This is a genomic window from Salinivibrio sp. ML198 (assembly GCF_001996015.1).
GTDB lineage: Bacteria > Pseudomonadota > Gammaproteobacteria > Enterobacterales > Vibrionaceae > Salinivibrio > Salinivibrio siamensis.
On sequence record NZ_MUEZ01000013.1, the window covers coordinates 15,175 to 27,028 of the forward strand.

General features: G+C 50.4%; 12 protein-coding genes. 8 read left to right on the top strand and 4 right to left on the bottom strand.

The features are described from left to right. Positions 1 to 65: 65 nt before the first annotated feature. Positions 66 to 1,352, bottom strand: a complete 1,287-nt coding sequence (locus tag BZG25_RS10435) for an HlyC/CorC family transporter (RefSeq protein ID WP_046074119.1) — start codon at positions 1,350 to 1,352, stop codon at positions 66 to 68. A 101-nt stretch (positions 1,353 to 1,453) separates the two neighbouring features. Continuing rightward, positions 1,454 to 2,251, bottom strand: a complete 798-nt coding sequence (locus tag BZG25_RS10440; RefSeq protein ID WP_077578920.1) for an inner membrane protein YpjD — start codon at positions 2,249 to 2,251, stop codon at positions 1,454 to 1,456. A gap of 181 nt (positions 2,252 to 2,432) precedes the next feature. Between BZG25_RS10440 and ffh the strand changes: the two genes are divergently transcribed. From ffh to BZG25_RS10475, 7 genes are all read left to right on the top strand, one after another. Continuing rightward, positions 2,433 to 3,815, top strand: a complete 1,383-nt coding sequence (gene ffh / locus BZG25_RS10445) for a signal recognition particle protein (RefSeq protein WP_046074121.1) — start codon at positions 2,433 to 2,435, stop codon at positions 3,813 to 3,815. A gap of 205 nt (positions 3,816 to 4,020) precedes the next feature. Further along, positions 4,021 to 4,269: a 30S ribosomal protein S16 gene (gene rpsP / locus BZG25_RS10450; protein ID WP_046074122.1), complete on the top strand. Its 249-nt coding sequence runs from the start codon at positions 4,021 to 4,023 to the stop codon at positions 4,267 to 4,269. 28 nt (positions 4,270 to 4,297) lie between these two features. After that, positions 4,298 to 4,825: a ribosome maturation factor RimM gene (gene rimM / locus BZG25_RS10455; RefSeq protein WP_077578918.1), complete on the top strand. Its 528-nt coding sequence runs from the start codon at positions 4,298 to 4,300 to the stop codon at positions 4,823 to 4,825. 25 nt (positions 4,826 to 4,850) lie between these two features. Then, positions 4,851 to 5,606: a tRNA (guanosine(37)-N1)-methyltransferase TrmD gene (gene trmD / locus BZG25_RS10460; RefSeq protein ID WP_046074124.1), complete on the top strand. Its 756-nt coding sequence runs from the start codon at positions 4,851 to 4,853 to the stop codon at positions 5,604 to 5,606. Positions 5,607 to 5,634: 28 nt separating this feature from the next. Continuing rightward, entirely contained in the window at positions 5,635 to 5,988 is a 354-nt protein-coding gene (rplS, locus tag BZG25_RS10465; RefSeq protein ID WP_046074125.1) for a 50S ribosomal protein L19, read from the top strand. Between the two features lie 222 nt (positions 5,989 to 6,210). Continuing rightward, entirely contained in the window at positions 6,211 to 7,635 is a 1,425-nt protein-coding gene (locus BZG25_RS10470) for a carbon starvation protein A (RefSeq protein WP_046074126.1), read from the top strand. 150 nt (positions 7,636 to 7,785) lie between these two features. Continuing rightward, the gene (locus BZG25_RS10475; protein ID WP_371326856.1) at positions 7,786 to 8,172 is read left to right on the top strand and encodes a DUF2799 domain-containing protein; all 387 of its coding nucleotides are present in this window, start codon (positions 7,786 to 7,788) and stop codon (positions 8,170 to 8,172) included. 13 nt (positions 8,173 to 8,185) lie between these two features. On the opposite strand, the gene btsR is transcribed toward BZG25_RS10475, so the two are convergent. Both btsR and BZG25_RS10485 read right to left on the bottom strand, forming a co-directional pair. Further along, entirely contained in the window at positions 8,186 to 8,902 is a 717-nt protein-coding gene (gene btsR, locus BZG25_RS10480) for a two-component system response regulator BtsR (protein WP_077578915.1), read from the bottom strand. Next, a complete protein-coding gene (locus tag BZG25_RS10485) occupies positions 8,899 to 10,596 on the bottom strand; it encodes a sensor histidine kinase (protein WP_046074129.1) in 1,698 nt (565 codons plus the stop codon). The genes btsR and BZG25_RS10485 overlap by 4 nt, the downstream gene beginning before the upstream one ends. Positions 10,597 to 10,775: 179 nt before the next feature. Here BZG25_RS10485 and BZG25_RS10490 point away from each other — a divergent pair, with 179 nt between their 5' ends. Then, on the top strand, positions 10,776 to 11,852 hold the full coding sequence (locus BZG25_RS10490) for a 3-deoxy-7-phosphoheptulonate synthase (RefSeq protein WP_046074130.1): 1,077 nt from the start codon (positions 10,776 to 10,778) through the stop codon (positions 11,850 to 11,852). Positions 11,853 to 11,854: the final 2 nt, after the last annotated feature.

Genomic DNA, 11,854 nt, shown 5'->3' on the forward strand with positions numbered 1-11,854 from the left:
TCATCTCATGGCATGGCTTTTTCAGCGTGCTAGTGCCGTGATATGGCTGATGCGAAGTGGCTCAACTAGCTGTTTACACTCGCTTGTGGTTGCTTAGCCGGCAACACCTTCACTTGCTTAATCATATTGTCTGCGACATCGACAATTTCAATATGGTGGCCATCAATCTCCACACTTAAGCGGTTGTTAGGGATATCTTCCAAATGTTCGAGGATGAGCCCATTGAGGGTGCGCGGCCCATCGGTTGGTAAAGCCCAATTAAGGCTCTTATTCAAGTCGCGAATATTGGCGCTGCCCTCAATCAGATACCCACCGTCGGTTAATGGTGTAATTTCTTCTGCCAAGCTTGGAGACAATGATGTTGTAAATTCACCCACGATCTCTTCGAGAATATCTTCCAAGGTCACCAAACCTATCATGTCGCCATATTCGTCAACGACCAAACCAATACGTTGCTTATTGCGCTGGAACTTCAGCATTTGCACGTTCAGTGGTGTGCCTTCAGGAATGAAGTAAACCTCGTCGGCGGCACGAAGCAGCGTTTCTTTGTTAAATTCGTTTTTCTCAACCATTAAGCGGTACGCTTTGCGCACGCGCAGCATGCCAACGACTTCGTCGATGGTGTCGCGATAGAGTACCATCCGTCCATGCGGAGCATGAGTGAATTGGCGCATGATCGACTTCCAGTCATCATTGATATTGATCCCGGTGATTTCATTACGGGGTACCATAATGTCATCCACGGTCACTTCTTCTAACTCAAGAATCGACAGCAGCATATGCTGGTGACGGCGAGGGATCAGACTCCCTGCCTCATTAACAATCGTGCGCAGTTCCTCGGTGCTTAAGCTGTCTTTGCCATCCGCCTTGGCGCCTAATCCCAGTATCCGTAAAAAGCCATTGGTAATAAAGTTCACCAAGCTGACCAACGGATAGAACACTTTCATCAGAATGGTCAGTACAAAACTGCTGATAAAAGAGACCCGTTCCGGGTAGAGGGCGGCGAGGGTTTTAGGGGTAACCTCAGCGAAGACCAAAATCACCATCGTCAGTACCCCGGTGGCGATCGCAATACCGGCATCGCCATAAAGACGCAACCCCAATACGGTCGCGATTGACGAGGCAAGAATATTTACCAGGTTATTGCCGATCAGGATAAGCCCAATCAATCGGTCTGGCCGAGTGAGCAGTTTTTCGACCCGCTTAGCGCCGCTATGGCCTGATTTAGAAAGGTGGCGTAACCGGTAGCGGTTAAGGGCCATCATGCCTGTCTCAGACCCGGAAAAATAACCGGAAATGACGATAAGCAATACCAAAAGGGAAATTAAAATTCCCGTCGATATGTCGTCCAACGAACTGTTCCTTACGTTTGTTTTAAAATCAGAGCCTATGCTCGAGTGTATACTACCGCCACGCGCAGGGGCCGGTTGCCCTCTGTGATGCGCGCGCTGTCTTAACCCGCGATCAGAATCTCACGGACAAAACGACTGCCAAAATAGGCTAAAGTGAGTAGAAAGGCGCCCACAATACTAAACCAGACCACCCGGCGTCCACGCCAGCCTGATTGATAATGCCCCCAAAGGAGAACGCCATACACGACCCAAGCGGCCATAGAAAGGAAGGCTTTGTGCGCTTTCCCTTGCGCGAACATATCATCGACAAAAATAAATCCTGTCATTAGAGTGAAGGTTAATAGTACCTGACCCACCAAAATGATGTTGAAAAGCTGTCGTTCCACCATCATTAAAGGAGGGACATTGTGATTAATGACCTGGCGTTTTTTATGTTTGAGTTGATAATCCAACCAGGCCAACTGCAGCGCATAGAGCGTAGCGATCATCAAGGTTGAATAGGCGAACAGCGCCAGAGAAATGTGCAATAGCACCTCTGGGTGCGATTCGAGATGGGTAATAAAGGCACCGGGCAGCAGGGTCGCGCTCGCCAAGTTTAGCCCAGCGAAGGCATAAACCACCGGGAGCAAGAACCACAGCCGCAATCGAAAAATTAGCCCTGTGGTCATCATCGCAATGATAAAACTCACCAAGGAGGCGACGTTGAGCATGCTAAGATTCTGTCCTGTGCCGGATAAAATCAGGTCTTTTAACAAATAAGCATGCAGCGCCAGCGCAGCCACGGCGGTGAAAAAGACCGGCTTCGCACTAATTTGATTGTTGCTGGACAAGCCGGGGATGATCTGCAAAATGGCGGCCAGATAAAGCATTGATGCGAATAAGGCTGTCAGAATTTCCATCGTCACCGATCAGTCAGTTAATCAATAAGAATGAAGGTGTGAGTATACCTTGCCTCAATCTTCGTCGCTATCGATACATGCAAGCGATGGGGGGATTGCGGTATAATCTCAGTAATTTCGCGACAGCGATTGCACCCAGATGAAAAATCATGGGCCAATAGGACGAGTGGGCGAGTAACGCATGTTTGAAAACTTATCAGAACGTTTATCCCGGACGCTCAAAAATGTGAGCGGCCGTGGTCGGTTAACGGAAGACAATATCAAAGAGACCCTACGCGAAGTGCGTATGGCGCTGCTGGAAGCCGATGTCGCGCTCCCTGTGGTTCGTGATTTTGTCAAACGCGTCAAAGAACGCGCCGTTGGCATTGAAGTGTCTAAAAGCCTGACCCCAGGGCAGGAATTTATCAAGATTGTCCAAGCCGAGTTGGAAGCGGTGATGGGCGATGCCAATGAAAAATTGGATCTCGCGGCCCAACCGCCCGCAGTGATTTTGATGGCAGGCTTGCAAGGGGCGGGTAAAACCACCAGTGTGGGCAAGCTGGGTAAGATGCTTACCGAGCAAGAAAAAAAGAAAGTCTTGGTGGTGTCTGCGGACGTGTATCGCCCTGCGGCGATTAAACAGCTGGAAACCTTGGCGGGTGAAGTCGGGGTGGATTTCTTCCCCTCGAGTGCTGACCAAAATCCCGTTGATATTGCCAAAGCGGCGGTTGATCACGGCAAGCTGAAGTTCTACGACGTGGTGATTGTCGATACCGCGGGTCGCTTGCACGTTGACGACGCCATGATGGACGAGATCAAGGACGTTCATAGTGCGGTCAACCCAGTAGAGACCTTGTTCGTGGTTGACGCGATGACAGGTCAAGATGCGGCAAATACCGCCAAAGCCTTTAATGACGCGTTGGCGTTAACGGGTGTGGTATTGACCAAAGTTGATGGTGATGCCCGTGGCGGTGCGGCATTATCGGTGCGCCATATCACCGGCAAGCCGATCAAATTTTTGGGTGTGGGTGAAAAAACCGACGCACTGGAGCCTTTCCATCCTGACCGGGTGGCATCCCGTATCTTAGGGATGGGCGATGTCTTGTCGCTTATCGAAGATCTCGAGCGTAATGTCGATAAAGACAAAGCCGAGAAAATGGCCAAGAAGTTTAAGCAGAAAAAAGGCTTCGACTTGGCCGATTTTCGCGACCAGCTTGAGCAGATGAAGGGCATGGGTGGCATGATGGGCATGATGGATAAGTTGCCTGGGATGTCGAATGTGCCCGACAACGTGAAAGATAACGTTGATGATAAAATGTTCTTGCAGATGGAAGCGATCATCAACTCGATGACACCCCGTGAGCGCCAGCGTCCAGAAATTATCAAAGGGTCGCGTAAAAAGCGGATTGCTGCGGGTTCAGGTACCCAAGTACAGGACGTGAACCGTCTTCTTAAGCAGTTTACCCAAATGCAGAAAATGATGAAGAAGATGCAAAAAGGTGGCATGCGCAACATGATGCGCCAAATGAAAGGCATGATGCCACCGGGTGGTGGCCCAGGTGGGCCTGGCGGATTCATGGGCTAATCAGATAGCGGACTTGCCTGTCAGCCCAGTGCTGGCAGGCAGATCAACTCGCTGTGAGGCTTGGGACAACTGGTGGAAATTTGACTAAACCAGTTGCATTCACAGCAATAAAGAGTAAAATTCCCGAGCTTTATTTTGGCACGAGGCCCCGCATTGCTTACGCGAAACGGGGCCAATTTTATTAAGTAATGCAAATGAGGACGATATGGTAACCATTCGTTTGGCACGTCATGGCGCGAAAAAACGCCCATTTTATCAAATCGTTGTAGCTGACAGCCGCCAGGCGCGCGACGGTCGCTTCATCGAGAAAATCGGTTTCTTTAACCCTGTTGCTCAAGGCCAGGAAGAGAAACTACGCCTTGACCTGGATCGCGTAAACCACTGGGTTAGCGAAGGCGCAACGGTTTCTGACCGTGTGGCTAAGCTAGTTAAAGACGCCGCGAAAGCAGCGTAAGTCTCCAGTGTCAGGGTTAAAAGAAGAAATGAGTGAGCAAGATACTATCGTGGTTGGCAAGCTAGGCGCGTCATACGGTATTCGTGGCTGGCTCAAGATTTTTTCTTACACTGAAGAAGCTGAGAGCATTTTTGCCTACTCACCTTGGTATATCCAGGTGCGTGGCGAGTGGCAACGTTTCGAGTTAGAAGACTGGAAACGCCACAACAAGGGGTATGTTGCCAAGCTCAAAGGGCTGGATCAGCGCGAAGACGCGCAGATGCTGACCAATGCTGAGATTGCAGTAGGGACTGAGTCGCTGCCTGCTTTATCAGATGAAGAGTTTTATTGGCGTGAGCTGTTTGGCATGGACGTGGTGAATGCGAAAGGCTACCACCTCGGTACGGTGACTGACATGCTCGAAACCGGCTCTAACGACGTACTTGTCGTCAAAGCCAACCTCAAAGATGCTTTTGGCAAAAAGGAACGCTTAATTCCGTTCCTTGAAGAGCAGGTTATCAAGTCAATTGATCGCACTGCTCAACGGATCGAAGTTGACTGGGATCCTGGTTTTTAAACTCCAACGGTAAGCGAGCGGAAATATGTGGGTTGGCATTATTAGCCTGTTTCCTGAAATGTTCCGAGCGGTCACTGATTTTGGAGTCACGGGCCAAGCGGTAAAAAAAGGGCTGTTAAACGTCGAAACGTGGAATCCGCGTGATTTCACCCACGACAGACACCGTACGGTTGATGATCGACCCTACGGCGGTGGCCCCGGTATGTTGATGATGGTTGAGCCGTTGCGCGATGCTATTCACGCTGCCAAACATGCCGCAGGCGATAAAGCGAAAGTGGTTTACCTCTCTCCGCAAGGGCGCAAGCTCGACCAAGCGGGGGTTGAATCACTGGCTAGCAATGACAAACTTATTTTGATTTGCGGCCGGTATGAAGGGGTAGATGAGCGCATTATTCAAACCCATGTAGACGAAGAATGGTCGGTGGGAGATTTTGTGCTCAGTGGGGGCGAGCTGCCCGCAATGACGCTGGTGGACGCGGTTGCTCGGTTTGTACCGGGTGTACTCGGCGACATGGCGTCAGCAGAGGAAGACTCCTTTGCTAACGGGTTGTTAGACTGTCCACACTACACACGTCCAGAAGTGTTAGACGGGTTGGGGGTACCAGAGGTGCTAAAATCCGGCAATCACAAGGACATTCGTCGCTGGCGATTAAAGCAATCGCTAGGTCGCACTTGGCTACGACGACCAGAGCTCCTGGAAAACCTAGCTCTGACTGACGAACAGGAATCACTACTTGCCGAGTTCATAAAAGAACACCGTGCAAGTGCCGAATCAAATTGAGTTTCAGTTTATTCTAGGGTTATAAACAATGAGTAACATCATCAAGCAGCTCGAAGAAGAGCAAATGAAAAAAGACCTGCCTGAGTTTCAAGCAGGTGACACTGTCCTGGTACAGCTTAAAGTAAAAGAAGGTAACCGTGAGCGTCTGCAGCCATATGAAGGTGTGGTTATCGCTAAGCGCAACCGTGGTCTACACACTGCATTTACCGTACGTAAAGTATCAAGCGGTGAAGGTGTAGAGCGTACTTTCCAAATCCATTCGCCAGTTATCGACAGCATTACTGTTAAACGTCGCGGTGCAGTACGTCGTGCCAAACTGTACTACCTGCGTGAGCGTTCTGGTAAGTCAGCTCGAATCAAAGAGCGTCTTAACAAGAAGTAATCGCCCTCGGCGTTTATTGCTCAAAAAGCCCGTCCACTTGGACGGGCTTTTTTATTGTCCTCAACTAACCGCTCAACCGCTCAACCGCTCTTACAACCGTTTACTCGGCCAAGCGACCACTCACCGACAAAGCAGATGAATGTGGCGGCTATGTAGGCAAAATGGCATCTGTACCCTACTAAAAGATTGGCAGCTTAGCTGCTAACGACACGGAGAACAGCGATGTCCTGGTTTTTATTATGCGTGGTGACCTTGATTGTGGGCTATTTCACTTACGGCACCTTCATTACCAAAATTTTTGGGCCTAAGCCGCAGAAAGCGACACCGGCCATGAGCATGAACGATGGCGTGGATTATGTGCCGCTGTCGGACAAAAAAGTCTACCTGATTCAGCTTTTGAATATTGCTGGGTTAGGCCCCATCTTTGGCCCGATTCTCGGTGCCTTGTACGGTCCTGTAGCCATGTTGTGGATTGTGTTTGGCTGCATTTTTGCGGGGGCTGTCCATGATTATTTCTCAGGCATGCTGAGTGTCCGCGCAAATGGCGCTTCTGTGCCTTCTGTGGTCGGCGAGCATCTGGGTAACTTCGCTAAACATTTTATGAACTTCTTTGCGGTGTTGCTCTTGATGTTGGTCGGCGTGGTATTTGTGCTCGGTCCCGCCAAGTTGTTGGGTAGCTTGTCAGAGATGAGCGTGGCGATGTGGGTGGGTATTATATTTGCCTATTATGTGCTGGCGACAGTGGTACCCATTGATAAAATCATCGGCCGTTTTTATCCCGTGTTTGGTGCCTTGCTTGTCTTTATGTCGGTCGGCTTGATTATCGGCTTGGCCGTGAGCGATCACAGCTTCTACAGCCAAGGGCTAGACTTTGCGACTAACTTCCACCCAACTGATCTACCACTGTGGCCATTGCTGTTTATTACTATCGCTTGTGGAGCAGTATCCGGCTTTCACGCTACCCAGTCGCCATTGATGGCGCGCTGCATGCAAAATGAAAAGTCAGGGCGTTTTATCTTCTATGGCGCGATGATCGGTGAAGGTGTGATTGCACTTATCTGGTGTAGCCTGGGCTTGAGCTTCTATGAGTCGAGTGAGGCGCTTAATCAAACGCTGGCTAACGGTGGCCCGGCTGCAGTGGTACATGAGGTTTCTACCTCGCTACTTGGCACCGTCGGAGGCATTATGGCGGTCTTAGGTGTGATAGTGCTGCCGATTACCTCGGGTGATACCGCTTTCCGCTCTGCGCGTCTGATTATTGCCGACTTTCTGAAAATTCAGCAAAAACCAATGGTGAAGCGCCTGATGATTGCAATCCCCATGTTTGTGGTGGGCTTTTTGATCACCAAAGCGGAGTTTGGCGTGATTTGGCGTTACTTCGGCTGGGCCAACCAAACCACCGCGATGATCATGCTATGGGCCGCGGCGGCTTACCTGATTAAACGTGATAAATTGCACTGGGTGTGCACGATTCCGGCGATGTTTATGACCGCAGTGACTGTTACCTACTTAGCTAACGCTGAAATCGGGTTTAGCCTACCGATGAATATCGCTACCATCATCGGTGTGGGAGCGACAATTGCTGCCACTATCGCTTTCTTTGTCGGCTACAAACCGAATCCACAGTTGATCGCGGATGAGAAATGATGGTCATGTCATCAGAGCGACTAGCGTGTATGCCCATGGATTGATTTTTATCTAAATGATTGGTCTTACGGCAATATCTGCGCAAATACGCTAAGATCTAAGCCTCAGCTTCTGCTGGGGCTTTTTTATGTAGGGGAAGGGTTTAGCATGATAAAAACGTTTTTAGCACTATGGGGTGTCGTACTGTTGGTCGGATGTGCCGCATCGACTACCCAAGGCTTGGTTGATGAGCAGAACTGGTATGGACTTGGCGAGCAAGATGGACAGCGCGGGTTGCCACAGCGCTCGTTAAGCGATTTGCGGACGTTAGCCTCTGAGGCTGGCGAGACCATCAATGCCAACTATCTCGATTACGAGCAAGGCTATATTCATGGTATTGACGCCTATTGCGATCCCAAGCATGCCTACCAACTGGGATTAGATGGCAACCCCTATATGGGCGTGTGTGAAAGTCGCCCTGGCTCTCAGCGTTTTAGAATGGAGTGGCAGCGCGGCTACAACGACTTTCAAAGCCAAGCAAATGGGCTTTTCTACTAACGCGCGGTGAGAGTTACTGGCATAAGCCCAGCTTGTCTTTCAGTGTTTTGAGATAGCGGCGGCTCACAGGTACCACATAGGCAGATTGCGTGATCACTTCGGCAAGGCCGTTGTCGAGTAACTGGATTTCGCGGATAGTGGCCGGATGCACTAAGTATTGGCGATGACAGCGTATTAAGGGGGTTTTGTCTTCCAAAACCTTGAGTGAAAGGTGCGTGGTAGACTCGCCTTTTGCTGTGAGTAGCGCGACCCCACTTAGCGCGGTACGTGCGACCTCCACCTCTTGGTGAGGGATCAACGTAATTCGATTGTGTCCGGCGCAAGGGAGCAAATCCAACGCGGGCGTGATCACTTGGTAGTCGTGTTTCTGGCTCAGCTCACGGGTGAGTTTTTCCAGTGATTTCTTCAATCGTCCAGTTTCGATGGGTTTGAGCAAATAGTCGAATGCATTTTCCTCAAACGCTTGTACGGCGAATTCATCATAGGCGGTCACGAACACCACCTTGGGCATGGTGTCGGGGTCGAGCATCGCGAGTAGCTCTAAACCGGTCACGCGAGGCATCTGAATATCTAAAAACACCACATCGGGGCGGGTTTGATTGATGGCTTTCAGCGCGTCGATGGCATTGTTGCACTGTCCAACCACCTCAACGCCACCGAGTGCCAGTAACTCATCTTCCAAGGCTTCACGCGCATGAAGCTCATCATCAACAATCAATGCCTTTATCATCCCTGTCTCTCCTTGTTGGGGGCTTGATAGGTTAAGGGCAGAGTAACGGTTGCCCGCGTCCACACATCGGGCTGACAGGTCATTTTCAGCGCGTATTGGCTACCAAACAACCCGCGCACGCGCTTATCGACAATACGCATCCCTAGTCCTGAGTGTTGTGCTGCCGGTTGATAAAGCCCGGCATTATCTTCCACTTGTAAATACAGGCATTCGCCTTCTTGCCAGCCACGGATCACAATTTTACCGCCTGCCATCAATTGACTGATCCCATGCTTCACGGCGTTTTCAACCAAAGGTTGTAAGGTAAAGCTTGGGATCACCGCGTGTAAGATAGCCGGGTCAATCTGCTTTTCAACACTCATACGATCGGCAAAGCGGGCATGTTCGAGCTCTAAGTACGCATCAAGATGACTCAGCTCTTGCTCAAGCGACACCGTTTCGCGATTTTGCTTGAGGTTGCTGCGAAAGAAGGTTGATAAGTGCTGGATTAACTGGCGAGCACGTTCCGGCTCACGCCTGACCACCGCACTAATGGTATTTAAGGCATTGAACAAAAAGTGCGGGTTCACTTGGGCGCGCAACAAGTTTAACTCGGCTTGGGTGAGCAAGCTTTGTTGGCGCTGATAACGCCCGGTCAAAATCTGGTTGGAGAGGAGTCGCGCGATCCCCTCACCCATGGTGACATTGATCGCCGAGAAGAGTTTCCGTTTAGGCTCATAAAGCTTCACCGTGCCTAGCACATAACCATCACCGCCGCGCAATGGGATCACCAGCACTGAACCGAGTTTGCAGTAAGGTGATAACGAACAGCAGTAGGGCGTATCGGCGCCATCGATATAAATTAATTGATCATCGGCAATCGCGCGACGGGTGTAATCTGAGGCAATAGGCGTACCGGGCAGGTGGTGATCATCGCCAATACCGGTAAAGGCGAGGATCTTTTCGCGATCGGTAATTGCGACGGCCCCGACCCCTGTCTCTTGCTGAATAATGGCAGCCACTTGTTCACTGCTTTGCTGATTAAAGCCGCTACTTAAAATACCGACCGATCGTTCAGCAATTTTTAGCGCCTTACTGGAAAACGCCGCTGAATAGCGTTCGAACAGGGTTTTTCGGTCGACAATAATACTCATAAACATCGCGGCACCGACTGAGTTAGCGATCACCATGGGCGCAGCAATCGCGCTGACTAACTCGTATGCACGGCTAAAGGGCTCAGCCACCGCGAGAATAATCGCCATTTGCACCAGCTCGGCGACAAATGTCACCCCTAACACTACGGTAGGGGAAAATAAACGGCTGGTTTGGTTGCGGGACACTAAGTAGCGGTGCATTAAACCACCAATTAACCCTTCGGCGGTTGTCGATATAGCGCAGGCGAGATCGGTAAAGCCGCCTAAACTGTAACGGTGCAGCCCGCCTGTCAGCCCAACCAAAAACCCCACGACCGGCCCGCCCAGTAATCCCCCCATCACCGCGCCAATTGCGCGAGTATTGGCAATCGCATCTTGGATACTTAAACCAAAGTAGGTGCCGAGAATACAAAAGCCTGAGAAGAGGAAATAACAAACGACTTTATGCGACAGCCGTCCTGAGATACTCAGTAGTGGCATAAACGCCGGCGTTTTACTCAGCAAATAGGCGATCACTAGATAAACGCTCATTTGCTGCAAGAGGGAAAGAACCAGGGCCATAACCACCCACACAAAAATCACGGATAGGTTATAGTAACGATTGACGGTTTAAGACTCTATCTTAAATTCTAGTGTAAACTTAAATTTACTAAGTAAATTAAATGATACACTCACTATTGCTTTTAGAATAGAGCCTGGTATTGTCGTGTAAAACCTAATGAACAACTCAAGGCAAGGCTATGCAGCAAGACTCGGTAACCAATATCCACATTCGTGACGAGCAGGTGCTTCTCACACCAGAGCAGCTCCGTGCCCAGTTCCCGATTGAAAAAAGTACTCGTGCGGCGATCAGCCAAGCGCGACAAACCGTGGCGGATATTATTCACAAACGCGATCACCGCTTGTTAGTGGTGTGTGGCCCTTGCTCCATTCATGATGTAGAGGCGGCCAAAGATTACGCGCGTCGTCTGAAAGCCTTGTCGGATGAGCTGAGTGATCATTTGTTTATTGTAATGCGGGTTTACTTTGAAAAACCACGCACCACCACTGGCTGGAAAGGCTTAATCAACGATCCGCATCTGGATGGCAGCTTTGACGTGGAGTCTGGCTTAAAGCAAGCGCGTGGTTTGCTCACGGATTTAGCGCAAATGGGGATCCCGCTGGCCACCGAAGCACTGGATCCGATCAGCCCGCAATACATAGGCGATCTGTTTAGCTGGGCGGCGATTGGTGCGCGCACCACCGAGTCGCAAACCCATCGTGAAATGGCCAGTGGACTGTCGATGCCAATCGGCTTTAAAAATGGCACGGATGGCAATCTGGCCACCGCCACCAATGCGATGAAAGCCGCTGCGTCTGGGCACCGGTTTATGGGGATCAACCAAGCCGGCCAAGTAGCGTTATTGAATACCCAAGGTAACCCAAACGGCCATGTGATCCTGCGCGGCGGCAAGCAAACCAACTACGACTCAGTGTCTGTCGCTGAATGTGAACAGCAAATGGAAGCGGCGGGACTAAATCCGTCTCTCATGGTGGATTGTAGCCACGCTAACTCACGTAAAGATTATCGTCGCCAACCGCTGGTGGCGGAAGATGTGATCCATCAAATTAAACAAGGTAACCGCTCTGTGATTGGCTTGATGATCGAAAGTCACCTCAATGCTGGCAACCAATCAGCGGATCTGCCGAAAGATGAGATGGCGTACGGTGTGTCGATCACCGATGCGTGCATTGATTGGGCGTCTACCGAACAATTGTTGCGTCATGCTCACCAAGAGCTGGCAACCTCTCTTCAACAACGTATTCAACAGGGCTAAAT